This is a genomic window from Bradyrhizobium sp. CCGUVB14 (assembly GCF_024199935.1).
GTDB lineage: Bacteria > Pseudomonadota > Alphaproteobacteria > Rhizobiales > Xanthobacteraceae > Bradyrhizobium.
Genome location: NZ_JANADS010000001.1, coordinates 1,675,467 through 1,695,822, shown reverse-complemented (window position 1 = coordinate 1,695,822; position 20,356 = coordinate 1,675,467). Strand labels below are relative to the sequence as shown.

Sequence of the window (20,356 nt, the reverse complement as noted above, 5' to 3'; positions counted from 1 at the left end):
TCTGCGCCGGTCGCCCCCCGCAACGGCTTGGCGACACGATAAACCAGCGTATGTTGAGACAGCAACCAAGGAATGGATTGACCATCAGTCAGTTTCCCATCTACAGCCGCGGGCTCACTCCCAGAATTCTATGCTCGAGGCGAAGGTGAAGCCAACGTCTAGCCCGCTTGGACCGACCATGGATTGGACGCGGCGGCGGGCCACGCGATCCTTCTCGCAGAGGCAGCCCGATCACTGATCTCATAGTCGAGCCTTCAGAGACGGAATGAAAACCGCAACGCAGCTTCGTAGCGAGGGGCACTTCTCGAGGATGTTCAAAATGAACGCGCAGGACATGACCGGACCCAAACCACACACGCTGCCACAGCATTTGCGGCGGCTCGAGGCCGAGTCGATCGAAATCATGCGCGAAGTTGTCGCCGAATTCAAAAAGCCGGTGATGCTCTATTCGATGGGCAAGGATTCCAGCGTCATGCTGCTCCTTGCGGTAAAAGCATTCTATCCGGCGAAGCTGCCCTTCCCGCTGATGCATTGATACGATCTGGAAATTCCAGGAAATGATCACCTTTCGTGACGAGACGGCCAAGCGCATCGGGAGCGATTTGATCGTCCATGTAAACAAGGAAGGTATCGCGCGCGGCATCAATCCGATCCACTCTGGTTCCACGCTGCATACGCAGGTCATGAAGACCGAGGCGCTTAAGCAAGCGCTCGACCTGTACGGATTCGATGCGGCATTTGGCGGGGCGCGGCGGGACGAAGAGAAAAGCCGTGCTAAGGAGCGTATATTTTCGTTCCGATCGGCAGGACATGCTTGGGATCCCCGCAACCAGCGGCCCGAACTTTGGAATCTCTTCAACACCCGCATCCGGCAAGGTGAAACGATGAGGGTGTTCGCGATGTCGAATTGGACGGAGCTCGACATCTGGGAATACATCACGTTCGAAAGAATCCCCGTCGTCCCTCTCTACTTTGCCAAACGGCGACCTGTGGTGCATCGGAACGGCGCCTTGATCATGATGGACGACGAGCGACTCCCGCTCGAGCCAAACGAAGCCCCCGAGATGCGCACGATCCGCTTCCGTACCCTCGGCTGCTGTCCCCTGAGCGGCGCGATCGAGTCGGAGGCCACAACCATCGAGGACATTGTAGCCGAAATGCAGGTTGCGAAAGTCTCGGAACGCCAGGGGCGTCTGATCGACACGGATGAGGCGGCGTCGATGGAGAAGAAGAAGCGGGAAGGATACTTTTGATGGATACGGACGCGGTGTGCCACCTCGGCCAGGCCGTTCGCAAAGATCAACTGCGGTTCATCACCTGCGGCTCGGTCGACGACGGCAAATCGACGCTGATCGGGCGCCTCCTGCATGACAGCAAGATGATCTATGAGGACCAGCTGCAGGCGCTCGCGCGCGACAGCGCCAAGCATGGCACGACGGCGAGGACATCGACCTTGCTCTCCTGGTCGACGGCCTCGAAGCCGAACGCGAACAAGGTATTACCATCGACGTCGCCTATCGGTTCTTCTCCACACCACGCCGATCCTTCATGGTCGCCGATACGCCGGGCCACGAACAATATACCCGCAATATGGCGACCGGCGCCTCCAACGCGCAGCTCGCCATCATCCTGATCGACGCACGCAAGGGTGTTCTGGTGCAGACCAGACGCCACTCGTTCATCTGCTCGCTATTGGGCATCCGGCACGTCCTCGTGGCCGTTAACAAAATCGACCTCGTGAACTACCGGAAAGAAGTCTTCGACGGCATCGTGCGCGACTATGTCGCCTTTGCTTCGGCGCTCGGCTTCAAGTCGATCGTCCCATTGCCGATCTCCGCCAGATACGGCGACAACATCACCTACCGATCCGCCAACACCGATTGGTATCATGGCCAGTCCCTGCTGGATTACCTCGAGACCATCGATATTCGGTCTAAGACGACCGACCTGCCCTTCCGATTTCCCGTACAATGGGTGAACCGACCCAACCTAGATTTCCGAGGATATGCCGGCACGATCGCCTCGGGAGGCATCGCGGTTGGCGATGAAATTCTCGTGGCGGCCTCCGGTCGCAGCTCACGCGTGAAGCGAATTGTGACCTATGATGGTGATCTTGCGGCTGCAGAGGCTGGCGATGCGGTCACGATCACGCTCGAAGATGAGATCGATATCAGCCGCGGCGATGTCCTTGCAAGCCCCACGGAGTGCCCCGAGATTGACTGCCGGTTTGCCGCTCATCTGAGCTGGATGGACGAAGAGCCAATGGCGCCTGGCCGCTCCTATGCATTTCGGATTGGCACGCAAACGATTACCTCCGGCAGCGTCACGCGCATCAAGTACAAGATAGACGTCAACAAGCGCGAGCGTCTCGCCGCGACCACGTTGGGCCTCAATGAGATCGGCCGTTGCAACGTGGCGACCATCGTGCCTGCTAGTTTCGATCCGTACCACGTCAACCGGCGCACGGGATCCTTCATCGTGATCGACCGCAATACCAACCGTACGGTTGGGGCGGGAATGATCGATTTTCCGCTCCGGCGGGCGGCCAACACGCTCCGGCAGCCAGTGTCGATCGGCAAGAGGGAGCGTTCCGCGCTCAAGCATCAGAAGCCGTGCGTCATCTGGTTCACTGGGCTTTCAGGCGCCGGCAAGTCGACGATTGCGAATATCGTCGACCAGAAGCTGTACGCAATGTCGCATCACACGATGCTCCTGGACGGCGACAACCTTCGTCACGGCCTCAATTGCGATCTCGGGTTCACTGAAGCAGATCGCGTCGAAAACATCAGACGTGCCGGCGAGGTGGCTAAATTGATGCTCGAAAGCGGCCTGATCGTCATCTGCTGTTTCATCTCACCCTACAAGGCCGACCGCGACATGGTGCGCAAGCTCGTGGGGAAGCACGAATTCGTCGAGGTCTTCGTGGATACGCCGATAAATGAATGCATTCGGCGCGATCCAAAGGGCCTCTATTCCAAGGCAACCTCCGGCAAGATCATGAACTTTACCGGCATCGATGCGCCATACGAAGCCCCAAGTGAGCCGGAGGTCCATCTGAAGACGCTAGGCCTGCAACCAGAGCAGTTGGCTTATACGGTGCTAAATTGCCTGCAGGCACGCGGGATCATCGCTCTGACCTAGCCGAATTGGCTCTGCAACGCGCCAGCGTAGAGGCTTCCAGGACTTGCCGCGCAATCCTCTTCAGGGCCTGCAGAAGAGCAAAACGAAATTGTTGGCGGGTAGCTCGAATTTTTGTTTGAGCGTCAATCCATACTTCTCGCTCGCTCTCTGGAGATCCCGCACGTCTTTGAGGCTCCATCCGGGTACACCGGCCGCCCGAATCTCCCTGTCGAAGGCCAGGTTCGATGGCGTGGTGTATTTCCCGTCAAGTTTGAAGGGACCATAGACGGCGACGAAACCAGCTGGCTTGAGAAGTTTTGCGCCAAGCGCAGCGACACCGTCGGCGATCGAGACCGGCGCGACCTGGAAGATGTTGATGACGAAGATGACGTCATAAAGCCGCTCATCGGCTCCCGGCCAAGTCGCAGGAACAGAGAGATCAATGAGAACGGGATCGGCAACGTTCTTGTTGCCGGCTCCGGCGCAGCATCTCTTGATGGACGCAAAGACATCTCGATCGTAGTCGGAGGGCTGAAATCGCACGTTCGGAAAATGAGGCGCTAAGTAGTTGATATGCAATCCAGCCCCTGTCGCCAGCTCAAGCACGTCACCTTGCTTGGGAAAGAATTCTTCGAACGTCTTCAGAATCGGATCCTTGTTGCGGTTGCCCGCCCAGGCAACATACGGGCTGAGCGGATGCGGATCGATGTCAGGCCTTGGTCCGGACATTCGGGTATTCCTCGCTTTCCGTACTCTAGCAAGAGGTCTTCGGTAGCAGCGAGATAAAGATCGATCAAGTTGGCCACCCGGAGACCTGCGGCTAGTCACGGCGCGGTCGACGTGGCGACCTAAGCACGCTCGGCGGGCGCCAAACTCACGCTTCCACTTTCGGCCCAATTCATCGCGTGGACCTGGTAATCACGGGAAGGCTATGCCGTGAAATTTTCCAGCTTGTTAGATTTCAGGCGGAATCCAAAGCGGTCGGCTACGCGATCGTACGTTGCAATAGTTTAATACCTCGGCCCTTCGACTGATTGCCGGATTCCGACTGCTTGCATTAGATTCTTGAGATAACCGTTTTGAGCGTCAGACGAACCAACTTAGCAGGGGGTTTGAGTGCCGGAGACGCGTGACACGGTTAGTTCAGCAGAGTTCACGAGATAGCCGATTCCGCCGTCAAGAGTATCGTCCGCATTTCGCTGCTCTGCATGACCATAGATGCAACGGGAGCGGTCGAGAGGAACTGTTTGTGACTTGAGGACCGCCCCTTCGCTCGATTTCAGAACCAATGTTAGATGTTGTTCGCCTCTCCACGTTCCCGATCCATTATAGTAGCCGAACGCGAGATGTGCTCTTTGCTTAGACGCTGCCGGTGTTGGGCATTCTTGAATGACGCTCACGGCGATGCCAGAGAGATCGCCAACATGATTGCCGTTCCCGTCCAGAGTCGGCACGTTCGGCAACGGGATGTTCTTCAGGACGCTGGGCACGCATGGCGGCAGATCATTCGACGAACTTTTCTGACGAGCTGCCTTGTATTTGATAAGCGCGTCTAGTTTCTCAGGCGTGGTGAATTTGGGATCGGCGCTGATAATCGAACAGAAGAGATAGCTAAGATAAGCTTCTTGTTGCGCAGGGTAGTAGTCCTGGGATTGAGTGTATATTTCGCTCTTCGTCGTCTCGATCTGTCCACCTAGCTCTGCTTGTCCAACATATTTTGAGAGAAGCTGTGCCTTGCCTTGCAAATTACCCTTGATGGCCTCGTTATTTTGCAATTCTTGGCTGAGTGTTGGAGGCGGCCCGCAATTGATCTGCTGCCCAAATGCGGAATTCATGGTCCCGACGACAAGACCTACGAATATCATAAAAGCATGCCATCTCATGGTCGCGTCTCCTCCCGGTTTCAAATACCTTATTGGATGGACGGCGTGTGAGACAAGTCTAACGCAATGTTTGCGTGTCTTTTATCTTGGGTATCACGGGTACTACGAAGCTCTGATTACGTACCGATGCAATTGTGGGGCATCCTTGTCGTGGCCCCACCACTACGGAAATCGGGCGTTTCCGACGAATTCGGAACGGTTGAATCTGCCAGCCTTCTCTTGTGCGATGGCGTAGGCGTTCTCATAGCCATGGGCTGTGGCGGCGGGACCTATGATCCTCGGATGAGAGTCTTGATGGACGGGCCAAAACCAAATCTCTTCGTATACGGCAACGAGGATCGGCACTCCTGCGAAGGCCCATTGCGCCATGCTAACTCGTTATCAACGGACGCTTAGGACTTTCTGTATCAAGCCGAGTTTCTGACTTAAGCGCTTGATATTCCTTGTAATTCTTGAACAGCGCGGCAACCTCTTGATGTCAGCGATCGCTGACTTTCGGGAATGTCGGCGAGCGATGACATTTTCTAATTGTCAGCGATCGCTGACATGGGGTAATGTTAACGAACGCTGACATTTGGACTTTCCATGCTTATCCGTACCGCCACCGATCTTGGAGCCGTCATTCGCGATAGACGCAAGCGGCTGAAACTTGATCAATCAAGTCTCGCTAAGCGCATTGGCGTCAGCCGTCAGTGGGTGATCGAGATCGAGCAGGGCCATCCGCGCGCCGAACTCGGCCTTGTACTCCGCGCGCTCGACGCTTTGGACATTCGCGTGGACGCAAGCAGCGAGCCCACCAATAGCCGCACGGCAGAAAAGCCTGCCGTCGATATCAATGCGATTGTAGCTAAAGCCAAAAAGAAGAGCAGGACATGACGAACCAGCTCATTGCTCTCTTGGATGGTAAGGAAGTCGGCCTCGTACACAATGATGCTCGCGGCCGGCTGACTTTTGTCTACAACAGCGATTGGCGTAATGCGCAGGGGGCCTATCCGCTATCGCTTTCCATGCCACTTGCGGCCGAGGAACATGGCCCTTCCGCCATTCAGGCCTTTCTCTGGGGACTCCTGCCGGATAACGAACACGTCCTAGAGCGTTGGGCTAAGAAATTTCAGGTCTCGGCCCGCAACGTATTCGCCCTTATCTCGCATGTCGGCGAGGATTGCGCTGGCGCTATCCAGTTTGTCACGCCCGACCGTTTGGAAGTGTTGCGAAGCGGTAATGCCGACAAGATTGAGTGGCTCGATGAAGCAGAAATCGCAAAGCGTTTGAAGACGCTGCGAGAGGACCACGCCGCGTGGCGATTGCCGCGCGATACCGGACAATTCAGCCTCGCCGGTGCTCAACCGAAAACAGCGCTGCTCTGGCAAAACAACAAGTGGGGGCTGCCAGCCGGGCGCATTCCCACAACGCACCTTCTGAAACCTCCGACCGGCCATTTCGACGGGCATGCCGAGAACGAGCACATCTGTCTCAATCTCGCACGCGATCTTGGCTTTCCCGTTGCCGAAACCAGAGTCATGCGATTTGAGGATGAAATTGCCATTGTGATCACACGTTACGACCGACAGATCAGCGGCAATGATGTTATTCGCGTCCATCAGGAAGACATGTGCCAGGCTCGCGGCACGATGCCGACACAAAAATATCAGAGCGAAGGAGGGCCGACACCAAGCGACATCATTGAACTGCTGCGTACACATTCCACGGATCGCGTTACCGACGTTGATACATTTGTCGACGCCCTCGCCTTCAACTGGCTCATTGCGGGGACGGACGCACATGCCAAGAACTATTCACTACTTCTGGCCGGCGGTCCTACCGTGCGGCTTGCGCCGCTCTACGATGTCGCCAGCATTCTTCCCTATGACGATATCGATCTAAAGAAGACCAGGCTCGCCATGAAAATCGGCGGCGAATACAAATTGAACGAGATCAGCGTACGCGACTGGCAACAATTTTCTCGCGAAGCACGCCTTGATCCAGACAAAGTGATCGGCGGCTTGAGTTCGATGGCTGAGCTTATTCCCGACAGCATACCCGACGTATGCGCAACGGCACGAGCTGCAGGGCTTGAGAACGCCATCATCGAACGTTTGGCCAAAAAGTTGATTGCAAGGGCAAAGGACTGCTTACGTATCCTGAACGGCTCCTCTTGATGATCCGCCGCGCCGTCAGGCCCCTATGACAATTCTTGTATTTCTTACCGTTTCCACACCAGCAGGGATCGTTAGGCCCTGACATGCGTATGCCAGTGAGCTCGCGCTCCCTTTCAACCGCCTCTGAGAGGATCGCGCATTTTCGCGCATCCACACGTGCGACGTCGCCTTGAAGCTCGCTATATTCAGGTATTCCCTTTGCGGGGACGCTGACAGGAACAGGAACCGCGCGAAAATACACCCCGTTCGGTGTTCCGTAGGCAAGCACCGTATTCCGATCCTCTCGACATCCAGGTCGGCGCGGTCGTCGATTGCACCGGCATCGTCAAAGATCCGTGCGCGACGCTCAATCCGGCAATGCCGCAGTCTATTCGATCGTGGGCTTTGCCGCGTCGATCCGCTTTGCATTGGCATCTCGGCTCGCCAATGCTGAGATCAGCACTATTAAGCACCTAAAGACGGCCCGCGCACTCACCGGCCTTGGCTAAAAACGGCTTGCATTTCGGCGGTCGCCCCGTATCGGGCGGCCGGCGAGTAGTCGTGCCTCTCGATAAGATCACTTCGTTTGTCTGAGATCCTGCTGTCGGTGCGTGCGGCCCGATCGAGAACATGATTGGAAAAGAATTGCAGCGATACCGCGCTCGAATTGATGATGCCAGCGGTGGTTAACGTCAAAACACCTTCGTTTGAGATATTGATGAGCCCCGCTTCCCTTAGTTTTTTGAGCTCGCGGCGAAAGTATTCCTCCAAGGACACGCCAAATTCCTTCTCGAAACGAAAGAGCGACACTCCGCTACTTCGCAACGCCAGCATCACCGTTCTGCGCATCAGATCGTCCTGTGACAGGACGATGCCCTTCCATACTGGTTTCTCGCCACGCTCGGCCCTAAGCAAGTAGCGATCTAAATCTACCTCGTTGTAGAACTGGCACTGACTGACGTAGCCAACTCCGCCTACCCCAAACGGGATCAGATTATTGTCGTTCCATGAATCGTATTTGCGGGTCTGCTGAACAGCGTGCGGCTGCGACCTTTTAGTCCAGTAGAAGATCGGGCCGTGGCGATAGCCAAGTCTCGTGAGGATGTGCTCCGCCATGAAATGCATGATGATGCGCTCCTTCGCCCCGGCGAATTGATATTGCCCTCTGCTCAAATGGCGAGCTATGGGGTCCGTCGATTTGAACAACAATGGGAATATGTTGAATGTCTCCGCGCCGATATCCAATAGACCAATGAGCGTATCATACCAGCTCCGGAGCGTTTGCCGCGGCAGCCCATAAATGAGGTCCAGGGACAAATTACGAGCGCCCATCTTGTTCAGCAATTTGACGAGTTGCCTGACCTCGTGCACACCGTGGCCGCGATTCAAGATACGCAAGATGTTTTGATCAAAACTTTGAACGCCCAGCACGAAGCGGTTTACGCCATTGCTGAGCAGAGTGGATATGCGATCTGCCGCATCCACCTGCCTTGCAAGAGAGGGATGTAATTCGAAGCTGACTTCGGACTTCGATAGATCAAAGCGCTGCTTGATCATGTCAAATAGCGTTTTGAGTTGTGGATTTGTCAGCATTGACGAGGTGCCGCCGCCGAAGAACGCTGTCTCGATAGATCTACCGGCGAGCGGTGCGTCCGACCAACTCATTTCCTTATCGAGAGCCGCCAGGTAACGTTCCACTCGCCCGGGACGTGGATTGATTTCCTTGGCGAAGTGACAAAAGGTGCAATACTGATTGCAGAACGGGATGTGAAAATAAAGATCGATCGACGAGGCAATCTCGCTCAACAGCCTTTCGGGATTCAGCGTACCCATTGCTTTGAGAGGCGGATAGGTACCGACAGGGTAATCATTGTAGATGTCAAGGTGTAGCTTTCGAGCTCTCAGCATGTCGAGGTTGATGTCGTACGAGCGGTCGATCGCGAACTCAAGAGCCTCGCAATAGCTTGGCACACCCATGTTGTTTTTCTCCTTTAGCTATCGTACGAAGGCAGGGGCGACGACACACGGGCGTCAGAGGGGCGAGCTTCGGTTTCGTGTCGATAAAGTCGCGGCGCAATTCGCGCCAGCACACAGAATAGCCTCGCTTCTTGCAGATCGTATCCTGCGTTGCCATCTACAGCGCGACACCGCTGGCCATAATTCGGCATGGATAATGACAGCGGCACCAGCGTGCGGCAGCGAACCTCCAGCGGGACCGGGCTCAAGGATGCAGCGTCCATCGCATCGATTTGGACCGGTCGACCACGCTCATTTGAAATCCCGGACAGTGAGAGTACCATGTTGCTCAGCCTTCCTCGTGTCCAGCAATTGGCGTGCCATCAAACAAGTCCTGCGCGGCTTGCTTGAAGCTGCGCGCAAACGATCGGCTTCGCCACGCGCCGCACAGACTTGTGCTCAACCGTTCGATTCTGGACATCGGCGTCGAGAGCCGAACACGACTGAAACACGACAGCCGGGGAATATCGCGTGATGACGGTCTCAAGCGCGAACTCGGACATCCGCCCCGCGAATGTGCCCAGAACGGCGACGTTACGGCGACCTGAGTGTTTCACTTGTCGGCCCGCGTCTCTTTCGTTCCGCTCTATGCTCGGCAGACGACGCTGCGCTTCATCACGTATCGGATGATGGAGAACCGCCGGAGCCCATCTGTTGACACCCGTCTGGCGCTATTGTGCATGCCGAGCGGGTACGAGGGCAGCGCATTGTCACTGCAAGCCGCCTCAGGGCGATCTCGCTGAAGATGCGGCGTCAGCAAAAGACGATTTGCAGGAAGACTTAGGTGGAATGGCTGCGCTTGATGCAAGTGAACGCGAATCTTGAACGGCAGCAACACCTCCAGATCTGCTGGTTTTACATATTCGCAATCTGCCGAAGGCTAGTCCCAGGGCCACGGCAGCGAAGATCTTTTCCGAGATGCTCAGAACTTAAGAGAACTCTTCTGGAAGACCGAGAATAGAACACACACCATTCCTGCACAGGACGAAATCTCGCTTCCGCTTGCCTATATGATTACGCCGCGTCGAAGAGAGCGCGTGGGCGGTTTCAAAGTTCTCATAGCTACTGACTTTCTCTTTCGTCCGGCGCAAGGATACGCTATCACTGACCGTAAAGGTTCTATGCGGCCCACGTCTCTTCTTGGCTTTGCACGCTTGGCCGAATGCTTGACGCTAACGAGAAATGCGCTCAGCTGATCGCCACGATCTGCCACTCTCGATGACGATGACAAGCCTCCAAGACCCTTTCCTATTGGACTGCAAGGCTCGCCTTTGTCCGGCTATCCTTAGGTCGGTAGTGCGATTGTGAGGTGACCGTCGCGCGCGCTATCGAAGAATGTCGTGTGGATCGAGCGCGTTCGGCCCGCCAGCCTCATTGCCTCATTCGGTCCATGGCGGTTCGAGTGATGCAGCGGCGGTTCGGCCGCGATGATCTCACCTTGGTCCAACAGTCAGACAAAAGGAGCAGATCACCCGCCTCGAGCGCGTCAGGCCGGCAAATGTACGGCTCTGGCAAAATCGATCTGATCCAAGAAGAATCAATCGGCAACGAGGAGAGCTGCTCCAAGATTGCGCCAAAGCAAAATCTGCCGCCCCAAGCTTAAAGCGGGGCGGCGTCCAAAATTTTTCAAGCTGATCGCCCCCCGGCAAGGTAAGCCAAAGCGCGATGAGATCAGGATGAATCGCCATCGCGCCTTAGGTTGATATTTTAGCATGAATCTCCGTGCAAACGCGTTTCGCGTTTGTCGCGGGGGAAAACCGTGCCACGCTTTGCGCTAACGCGGCCCTTCGGGTCCGGATCGTGCTGGAGCCGGCGGCGAACTCGTCTGAGCGCGAGGTCCGTCGATGACGCAACCCCGACGGCATCTTAAAGACCGCCGGCGGTACGGCCGGCGGCGATCCACTCCTGCGGCGACCTGCCGATCGACTTGTTGCTCGCTAGCCTGCCTGCGACTTGGAAAGGGGGGCGCATCTTGGCCGACGTATCGGCGGATCTTCAAATCGCAAGGCAAAGGACCCGCCGGCCCGTTCAGGCGAGCCTGCCATCCTCGTGTCGGCGAGAGCTGTTGGAGCCAACTTCATCAGCCTCAGCGGGCATCAGCTCCAAGTCGGTCCTGGAGCGCCGGCCGATCGGCGACGAGGTGGTCAAGGTGCAGCGGCTCGCGCCCTGGCCGCTCTCCTTGCGCCAATCGTCTAACCAGCGCCCGCGTGGCGTCCACGACGAAGACGCCACAATCATAACCGTTCTGCTGCCGGGTTATTCGAGCGACCTGCAGACGGGCGCCGAGTCGTGCTGCGAGTTGTTCTGCAACTGGGGTGTTGTGTGCCCCGGCGGAGTCGTAGTGGTACGCAAGCGCTCCCTCCGGCGCGTAGCGATCCACGAACAGCAGCGACCAATGCGAGCCTTCGCCACCAGCATCACCATCGCTCACGGGCACGAGCAGGAACCTCGCGGTATCGTGACCATCCCGGTCATGTACGATCCGCTGGAACGTTTCCAGCCAGCCGATCGGGCTCTGGGTCAATCGCAGCAGATGGGCTTGGGCCGGCTGAACGAACCGCATCTGCGCCACCAGAGCCGGATTGACCCTCTGCAGCTGCTCGTTAAGGAGCGCGTAGTCCGCCGCGATATGCTCGTCGCCCAGCCATTCCGTGGCGCCAGGTACCAAGCTGGCGTGAAGCGAGGCTGTCGGATCCAAAGAACCGACCTGAGCATCGGATGTCTTGCGCGGAAACACCCGCGGATCAGGAGCATCATCGGGCATGATCTGTTGTGTCGACGGCAAATCAACCACCGCGACAAGGCTGCGGTCGACGTCTGCCCCCGGAGCGCTCGCAAGTGATGGTGCGGCGGGTCCCTGCCTCTGCGCCTTGAGCCGAACTGAAGCTTCCGCGCTCGGCGGGTTTGACGCTGTGGAAAGCTCCTGAAGCGAGCTGGCCAACGAAGCTTCTTCCCCGGCGCCACCACAGAGATGGCCGTGCAGCGCCGTCACACACGCATCCGCGTTCTTGTTATCGCTCCTCTTATGAGGCGGAACGACCGTGATATCTGCCTGGCGATACTGCGGAATTCGCTCCTTGACGATTTCCTCGAAGAGCTCCTTCTTGATGGCCGCCTTGTTCGCATTCCCCTCGCCCGAGGTCTCCTCCGCCTCGTCGGTCCGCAACAACGGCCGGCTGGTGTCGTTTGCAAGGCGCTTCCAAATCTCGCCGCGGTCGGTATCGAGCCAGATCGAGACCGCTTTATCCAGGATGAGGCGCCGCGTTTCCTCGTGCTCGAACGAGCCACCGCCGGTTGCAAGGATCAAGTTCCCTTTCTCGACCAACTGCGCGATCAAGCTCGCCTCGCGGCTCCTGAACCACTGCTTGCCTTTGTCTTTGGCGGCAAAAATTTGCGTAATCGCCATACCGGTCTCCCTTTCAATTTTCTTGTCCGTGTCGACGAAGGCGAGCCCCAGTCGTCGTGCGAGAGCTGGGCCGATGCGGGACTTTCCGGCGGCCGGTAGTCCGACAAGCACAACCGGCCGCGAACCCAGAACAGAGACAACCTCTTTTGCGATCTGTGACCTCTCGGGCATTCTTGACCGTTCGGCAACTCGCGGGCCAAAGACGGCGCTGGCAGCGGATCGAGCGTCGAGTTCGTTTCCCCAGTGGGAAATCTCTCTGGCGCCCTCCGGGATCGGCACGCCCTTACAGACCTCCCGCGCGCGCTGGGCGAGTTGTTGCGTAGCCTCGTCCAGAGCATCCCCACTCGCTCGCAGCCGCAGCCGGCCTCGCTCCTTGTAGGTATCGTGATTGGCAATCTTGGCTTCAAAGCTCTGTGGCGTATGGAACTCTATCTCAAAGCGATAGCCGTCCGGCGTGGTCAGCACAGTCGTGACGCCGACGAAGGTTGGATCTCGCATCCTGAACCAATTCCTGGTGCTGACCTCGGCGTAGCCCCGCTCATCGAACGCCAATATGGCCTTCTTGAAACCACGTGTGAAATCCTTGTCAGGGATCGTGAAGAGATGACGCACGGCGCTGCTGATCAGCTGGGCGTTGCCGTCAGACTTGATGATCGCTCCGGTCAATTGGTCTGTCATCGACTCCTTTGATCTCAAGCAGCGATTTAAACGAGGCATGCTCACCTCGATATCCGCCCGCCTGAGTATCTCGGCGACCCGAAGGGTCGCCGAGGTAATGTCGGTCTCTTCTTCAACGGCCCTGGCAGACTCCGCCCTGGCGCGGTCGGCAGCCTCCGCGCTGGTCAAAATCATCGCCATAGCGGAATCCTCCGTCGAGAGCTGTCGACCGGAGCTCTTAGGGAGGATGTGTTTGTCGGCAGCAAGCTTGATTGAGGCTTCCATGACTGAAGCCGCCAGTGTCGGGTTGTCCTTCAGATCGTCCAGGGACGTATCGACATCGAACCTGCCATGCATGAGTGTGGCAGCTACGCCTTTGATATAGGGCACGGCATTCAGGCCCGGCGTCTTGTGCAGGAGGCGCTGAAGGTGCTGGCCTTTTTTAAGGAATAGGCGGGCACTTGTATCGGATTTATAGGCGTCGGTCCCGACCTTGTTACCGAGGCTGAGAAGGTTGATTGCGCTTTGTACGACGTCGTCCGGCTCGTAACCATCCGGTCGTGGATCGATGCGCGCAGGATATTGATCGAGTAAGGCCACGACGCGGTCTCTCGGGTGAGCGGAGGCCCGATAGGCGTCCGCCAAGTCCGGAAAAAGCTCGCAAGCCGTTTGGCTCAGCCCAGGGTCGAGATCGGTGGCGCTTTCTTGTTCGACCGGGACCGGCGTATCCGCGCTCGAAGCCCACGCCTCTAAGTCGGCCACGAGCAATTCGGTGACCTCGCGAGCGATTGGGTGATCTGCGAGGTCGATCTCGCGCATCGCCCTTTCCAGCGTCGCCTGAATATCCTGCCCGCTCGTCTCCTCCCGATTCAATAAGTCTCGGATCTCTTGCCTGAGCTCGTGGTCAACGCCCTCGTAGATGCCAAAGATGGCCCGTTCCGCAAACCAGCGCCGGGCTTGATCGGATTGAGCCAGAAAGTTTCTCTGCAGAGTGCTATAAGTTTCCAAGGTATCCTGGGTGGCTGCCAGGATCTGGTTGCCACGACTAAATTGGTACCTGCCGTTCTCGATCGCGGGGGTATGCGACTTCGGCGGCTTGAGTGAGCGGACTCCGCGAGCCTGCTCCTCGGCATCAAACTGCCGGACATGCTCATAAAGTTGCGGCCGGTCCCCGATAATAATGACGGTGTCCCCATCGAAATCGCCGTCGAGCTTTTTCTGTTCATCGGGCGGGACGGCAACCAGGGACCCGGGAGCGAAGACCTCGGTGGCTTGGAGCATGCCGACACAATCGAGTGAGGTGTCCGCCGTCACGCGGTCCTTGCGCTCGGTCCAGTTCGAATGGGACTTCACGTCCTCAGCCGACATCACCAGCCCGCGATCTCGATAGTTGGCCGGCCACGCCTCATCAGGCACCACGATCAGAATGCCTTTTGCGAAAAAGGTCGGATCGTCGGCCGCCAGCTGATCACCCGACTTCTCGGCAACATTGAAGCTGTATTGCATCGCCACGCATTTATCGAGGAACGCCGCTGTGGGGTCACCTTCAGATGCCGTCTTTACGCGCTCGGTGGTGAACGGGCGAAGGTTTGCCTTGTCGTATGGCGAGCGGCCGATCAGCACACCAGCCGCCCCAGCCAATGTAGCGCTCTTGAGCTTAGGCACGTGCAGATGGCCATCATCGGAGGGCACGGCGATCGCGCCGGGGGCTTCGATGTGTCCGGCCGTCACGGTACGATACAGCTGTTCCGAACTCAGTGGCTCCCCGTTTCTGCTCTCAAGCCAGCTCCTGGTTTTCTCGCTCACTTCCTGCGCCACTTGCTCGCTGCGCGAATAAAATTGCAGCGCCGCGGCGGGCAGCGACGCCTTCCTTTCCTCACCGTAGGCAAGTAGCCGATCAGGACCTTCCTGCTGACCACCTCGGCGAACAGCTAACATGCGCTCGGCTAACGAGGCTCTGATGAAGCCGCAGCCATCGTGCGGGCGCAAAGCGATCGGCCCGTCTGGTCCAATCAGCTTAAAGGGATGTTCCTCGCCGGCAGCGCGGTCCGGCAGCAGCGACAACTTAAAGGTTCCTTCCAGGGCGTAGTCATGAGGGCCAAGATCTTTGATCACAGGTGGCGCGGCAAATCCCCTGCGCTGAGTATAATAATATGCTTCCTTAAAAGGGGCCCAGGCGCGCGATAGCCGCTCGAACGCCGTGCCCGGTGCGGTGTCGGCATACGGAATCGCCAACAGCTTCCCGCCGGAAGCCGCGGGTCTTTGCTCGCCTGGAGCGACGGCAGCAATCTGCGACAGGGTTGGTTTCGGTGCCTTTAACTTACTCCCGCCGAACAGGTCCATCCGGTAGGGCACATCGTCGACACAGAACACGCGCCTCAACATGAAGGGGCTTGGCTTTTTCGGCAGTTGCACCGCAACGACCGGCAACGCTCCCGAGGTCAAGCGATGAAACATCGAATATCGCGTCTCGGGTGCCATGGGCAGTCGGCGCCCCTGCATGTCCACGACCGTCAACTGCATCAGTCCTGCCTTGCCCTGCGGCGGTCTAGGCTCGTGATCCATGGTTCGTAACACCTGGTGCGTATCGAAGACGGACGAGGGACGTTGAGCTTGGATCGCGCCCTCATCGAACGACATGAATGAGTCTAGCGCGTCAACCACATCGTCCGCCTCGATCTGCGCGATCAGATTCCAGCTCATGTTGGAAAGATCGCCTTCGATCAGGGCTCGTGTCTCTGCCAGGATCTTCTTGGTCACATGCTCCAGCTGTTGCCGCCTCATCGCCAAATCAGACTTGTGGCCCTCGACATACGGCCGACGGTACAAAGTCTCCAAGACCTTGCGCGCTTTGAGCACCTGAAAAATCGAGAGTGCGGGACGGCGGGCCGAAAACGAACTCTGGGTCCGCCGCTCGGCTTTGCTTGCCGCCAGATAAGCCGCTATTTTTTGCTCCAATACTGGTTGCAGATCGTTGAGCAGGTTGAGAGCCTGCCTGCGGTGCCACTGCATCGACTTCTGTGGGCTGCGCGCCAACGGCAGCAGGGCGATACAAATATTGCCCATGGATTCGAGGTTGTTCTCGTGAGCAAAGCCCGAGGCATGGAGCAATTCCTCGAGCCTAGTCAAGCCTGTCGGTGCGAGCAAACCGAGTTCGTCAAAAAGCCGGGCCTTTCCAATCGCCTTGAAGATGTTGGTTATGCTCAAGACATCGGCCTGCTCGAGCCGATCATTTGCATAGTGCAAGTAGTGAACCAGCTGCTGTAACCGGTCTTTGAGCAAAGTGGCGTCGCCAATCTCTCCACCTTCCTCAGCCCTGATGAAACTTCGTCCCACAGCGTTGGCGATCATGCTGAGCTGATGCGTGTTGAAAGCAGCGAATCGCTCCCCTCCCCGACCAAGGTCCCGCGCAAGGTGTACCATCACCTGGGTGCACGATATCTCTCCACGCCATTTGATGAAGCTGTTCATCACGTCGGCCTGTTGCTGCGGAGTAAAATAGCAGAGGCGCCGGCGGCTGAGGATCTCCCGAGCGATCGCGGCGGCGGCTTCGGAGCAGTCTTCGTCTGCAGGCCACTTGCCAAAGCCGTTCAGCAGGTTCGACAGTCCCTGGCTATCAGAACCGGATAGCCTGCTGCGGTCGCATAGCTCGCGGGCGATCGCCGCTGTTGCGCGGCGACAGCTCTCATCAGTCGGCCACTTGCAAAAGCCGTTCACCAGGCTCGCGGATTGCTGGCGGGTAAAAGCCGAAAGCCGACCGGAGCGGCTGAGAACCTCACCGGCGATTGCGATCGTGGCTTGAAGCACAGGCATCTGGTCTGGCCATTTGCTGAAAGCATTCGCCAGATTCGAGAGCGACTGCTCGGTAAAGCCAGTGAGCCGACTGTCGCGGTCGGCACGGCCGAGGGTCTCTCGGGCGACTGCGCCTATACCTTCGCCGCAGGCCGGCTCTGTCTGCCACTTGCTGAAACCGTTTGCCAGACTGGCCAGTTCCGGCGGCGTACAATGAGAAAGGCGGCCAGGAAGCCTGAGGATCTCGTCGGCAATCGCGACGGTTGCCTGACGACAGCCCCTCTCATGCGGCCACTTGCTGAAACCATTCGCCGCCACAGCGAGAGCTTGTACAGGATAGTCAGAAAGACCATCGGTTCGGCGGGCGAACTCAAGAACCTCAGAGGCTATGACCACGGTACCCGCACGACAGGTCGGATCCTCCGGCCATTTGCTGAAGCCGTTTACCAGGACGGTCTGGCCCTGCGGAGTAAGACCACGCAATCGCCCGCCCAGGACCGCGCCGGCGATTGCCGCTGTCGCCGCGCGACAGTCCGCTTCCTCGGGCCGCTTGCTGAAACCGCTCACGAGGTTCACCAATGCCTGTGGCGTGAAATGGCCGAGCCCGCGGCGGAGGACCTCCGCGGCGATGGCCACTATGGCCGCGCGACAGTTCTCCTCGTCCGGCCATTTGCTGAAGCCGTTTGCGAGGAGGGATAGGTTCTGATGATTAAACGCAGAGATGTCCCGGCGGCAGATCTCACCGGCAATTGCAACGGCCGCTTGCCGGGTAGGCCGTTCGTCCGGCCACTTGTCGAAGCCGTTCACCAGGTTCGCTAGGCCCTGCGGCTCAAAATTACCCAGCCGGCGCCCGGCAACCTCCCTGGCGATGGCGATCGTCGCGAGCTTACAGCTTGTTCGGTCCGGCCACTTGCCGAACGCATTCGCTAGGTTCGTAAGTGCCTGCGGATTGAAGTCGGAAAGTTGTGCGCGACCGGACACGTCATCGGCAATCACGACGGTCGCCCGGCAGCACTTCGCCTCGTCGGGCCATTTGCAGAAGGCGTTTGCCAGATTGGACAGTTGCTGCTGAGTGGCATGGGAGATCCCCGCACCGCGTGCGCGGCGACAGACTTCGCTCGCAATCGCGACCGTGGCTTGCCGACACTCCGCCCGTTCCGGCCACTTGCTAAATCCGTTCGCGAGCAACGCGAGACTCTGTTCGTTCAGCTCCTGAAGCGCTTCATGATCATCGCGAAAGAACTCGGCGATCCTGACTGTTCCATTTCGACACCTACTCGATTGTGTGTGCCGCCCGAATGACGTCGCAAAAAGGGAAAACGCCTTGAGGTCGACTTTCCTCATGAGGGAGTCATCAAGTCCCGACAGTCGCGCTGCCATGGCCTTGCAAGCGTCTATACCCGCTTGACCTCCGGCCTCCCGGCTCACTGCATTGCAGGTCGTAGCGTAGCCCCAGGATTGCCGGTAGCGGAGATTGTCTTCCCATAGCGGGACGAATTCAGTCTTGAAAAGAGTCGCGGCCCTTTGCAGAAAAGCTGCCAGCCCAGGCATCTTCAACTGCTTGCGATTGTTCTGTTGTGTATGATCGACCACGGTTCGAGAGAATTGATAAAAGTCATGCGCGCGAGCAGCCCGATCAATGGTCTCGATCGCTGCACGAACTTTTCCGCTCTCGAACTCTGCACGTCCATACCGATCCGAAGTCGCGGCATGCGGGTGGTGCCCAGCCAGCTCGTCGAAGCGGCGCTTACCTGCCCTGGAGGGAAGCAGCGAGGCCGATTGCGCGTGCGGCGCAAGTTTGCTCGTTCGCGAACTTTCAGTGGCTCCGTTACCTCGCCGATCCGCAAGACGAGAATGGGTTAAGCCGCCTTCGGGATCTTGCGCGTTGCGATAGATGGTATGACGCCAATCGGGGGCGCTATGACCTCCTTCTTCGCTGCCACGATGCGTTCCCGGTTCCGCGTCACGTCCCGACACACCTCGGCGCAGTTGCAGCGCACCTGTTTGCGAGCTTTCCGGCGGCAGATCGACTTCGAAGGGATCAACACCGGAACGAGAGGAGCTCGGCCTCCGAGTTTGGGCGCCACGCTTGTGTCCCGCGGACCGATCGCGCCCGCCACTGGCTACGTACGGCGCACCCGCTCCGGTTCCATCTGCGTCAAGGCTAGGATCGGACGAAGTATCGCAACGATCATCGCCAGGCACGGACGCGCTGCGTGTTGAGGGAGCCTCAGCATCTTGAGGCCCAGTGCGCATCCGCCCAAGCACAGTTCCGAACGTTCCGCTAGCTCCATCGCCGCGCCAAGACGCGAATTGAGATTCATCATCCCGAGCGGTGCTGCCCGCCTCGAAGTTAGAAATCTGTGCGTTCCTACGCCTGGTGACGTCTCTCATGCCGTGTTCTCCGAAGAGGATGTGAATGCGCGGGCGAAAACGCTTATCGCCTTAGCTGCGTGTCGGACCGATCCGTCGTGGCGGCTCCTCCAAGAGGGCAGAAGCACCAAATGACGATGCTAAAGCTGCTGCACACATAATGGACGGCTGGATACGGGCGTTTCGAGCAGTTCGAGCGAGCACCGTCGTTCATCGCTAAGGGTGCATCTGTCGCAAGACAGAAAACATTTGCTAGCCCGCTTCGATGTCGAGGTAAGCTGTATTCGACGCTCATTGCCGCCCGGCAGCGCCACTAACTCTGCCGGGCTTGCAGCATTCCGTGAAAGTTGATTTTTGGTGTCAGCTGATGAACGTCGAACGACGGATCAGGACTACCATCTCTCACTCAAGATTGCCGGCGCGAACTAGCAATTTCGCGCGAAAGACCCTGCTGAGATTGGAGATACCCGCCAATACCCTCCACGACGACACGTTGGAGCAGATCGGTTGGAGGGCTATAGGCTGGGGAATTCTCACTGCAAAATGGATGATCCTAGCTGTACTGTCGAAGGCGGCACACACCTAAAGGGGCGAGCTGACGAGAAGCTGACGAATTCGCCGCGGACACTCACCGCTAGCGGCCCAAACGCTGGTTCCGCGGGCCATGGCACTAGAACCACAGGTCTCGCGGCAAGACCAAGCCGAAAGAAAGTCTCACAAGCAGCTTGCACCGATTGAGCAACGCGTCCAGCCACATGACCGCTTCTGAAATCCTCCCTTATACGATTTAACGAATTCGCCCCCACATCAACGCGCGGCGCTGGAGGACATGCTTTCGTGACGAAGACTCGTGTGCGAGCCGCTCGGCTGAACCATGCCATGTTAATGCAGACGTGGAAGAACGACGAAGCCTTTGGCCGTCCTCTCAAACCCGATGTTGTCGAAAAGACCACTTGGTTCGTCGTCGCTGG

7 protein-coding genes and 2 pseudogenes are annotated in these 20,356 nt (G+C 57.9%); 4 read left to right on the top strand and 5 right to left on the bottom strand.

What is annotated here, in order from left to right; all coding sequences use genetic code 11:
• Positions 1 to 319 precede the first annotated feature (319 nt).
• Both cysD and cysN read left to right on the top strand, forming a co-directional pair.
• Positions 320 to 1,253 (top strand): annotated as a pseudogene (cysD, locus tag NLM32_RS07875) (sulfate adenylyltransferase subunit CysD).
• A pseudogene (gene cysN / locus NLM32_RS07870) lies at positions 1,253 to 3,141 on the top strand (sulfate adenylyltransferase subunit CysN). The pseudogenes cysD and cysN overlap by 1 nt, the downstream one beginning before the upstream one ends.
• Positions 3,142 to 3,201: 60 nt before the next feature.
• Here the strand turns inward: cysN and NLM32_RS07865 are convergent.
• Positions 3,202 to 3,849: a DUF938 domain-containing protein gene (locus NLM32_RS07865; RefSeq protein WP_254128604.1), complete on the bottom strand. Its 648-nt coding sequence runs from the start codon at positions 3,847 to 3,849 to the stop codon at positions 3,202 to 3,204.
• 371 nt (positions 3,850 to 4,220) lie between these two features.
• Positions 4,221 to 5,003 (bottom strand): hypothetical protein, encoded by a 783-nt coding sequence (locus tag NLM32_RS07860; RefSeq protein WP_254128603.1) that lies wholly within the window; start codon positions 5,001 to 5,003, stop codon positions 4,221 to 4,223.
• Positions 5,004 to 5,588: 585 nt separating this feature from the next.
• On the opposite strand from NLM32_RS07860, the gene NLM32_RS07855 reads away from it, so the two are divergent.
• Positions 5,589 to 5,879, top strand: coding sequence for a helix-turn-helix domain-containing protein (locus NLM32_RS07855; protein WP_254128602.1), 291 nt, complete (start codon positions 5,589 to 5,591; stop codon positions 5,877 to 5,879).
• Entirely contained in the window at positions 5,876 to 7,162 is a 1,287-nt protein-coding gene (locus NLM32_RS07850; protein ID WP_254128601.1) for a type II toxin-antitoxin system HipA family toxin, read from the top strand. The genes NLM32_RS07855 and NLM32_RS07850 overlap by 4 nt, the downstream gene beginning before the upstream one ends.
• On the opposite strand, the gene NLM32_RS46240 is transcribed toward NLM32_RS07850, so the two are convergent.
• From NLM32_RS46240 to xopAD, 3 genes are all read right to left on the bottom strand, one after another.
• Entirely contained in the window at positions 7,089 to 7,247 is a 159-nt protein-coding gene (locus NLM32_RS46240) for an SEC-C metal-binding domain-containing protein (protein WP_375143631.1), read from the bottom strand. The genes NLM32_RS07850 and NLM32_RS46240 overlap by 74 nt on opposite strands.
• 386 nt (positions 7,248 to 7,633) lie before the next feature.
• Entirely contained in the window at positions 7,634 to 9,118 is a 1,485-nt protein-coding gene (locus tag NLM32_RS07845; protein ID WP_254128600.1) for a coproporphyrinogen-III oxidase family protein, read from the bottom strand.
• A 2,125-nt stretch (positions 9,119 to 11,243) separates the two neighbouring features.
• Entirely contained in the window at positions 11,244 to 18,989 is a 7,746-nt protein-coding gene (xopAD, locus tag NLM32_RS07840) for a XopAD/skwp family type III secretion system effector (protein ID WP_254128599.1), read from the bottom strand.
• Positions 18,990 to 20,356 lie beyond the last annotated feature (1,367 nt).

Coding starts and splice junctions, on each gene's coding strand:
- NLM32_RS07865 (WP_254128604.1), bottom strand. CDS start 3,849: ATGTCCGGACCAAGGCCTGACATCGATCCGCATCCGCTCAGCCCGTAT.
- NLM32_RS07860 (WP_254128603.1), bottom strand. CDS start 5,003: ATGAGATGGCATGCTTTTATGATATTCGTAGGTCTTGTCGTCGGGACC.
- NLM32_RS07855 (WP_254128602.1), top strand. CDS start 5,589: ATGCTTATCCGTACCGCCACCGATCTTGGAGCCGTCATTCGCGATAGA.
- NLM32_RS07850 (WP_254128601.1), top strand. CDS start 5,876: ATGACGAACCAGCTCATTGCTCTCTTGGATGGTAAGGAAGTCGGCCTC.
- NLM32_RS46240 (WP_375143631.1), bottom strand. CDS start 7,247: ATGTCAGGGCCTAACGATCCCTGCTGGTGTGGAAACGGTAAGAAATAC.
- NLM32_RS07845 (WP_254128600.1), bottom strand. CDS start 9,118: ATGGGTGTGCCAAGCTATTGCGAGGCTCTTGAGTTCGCGATCGACCGC.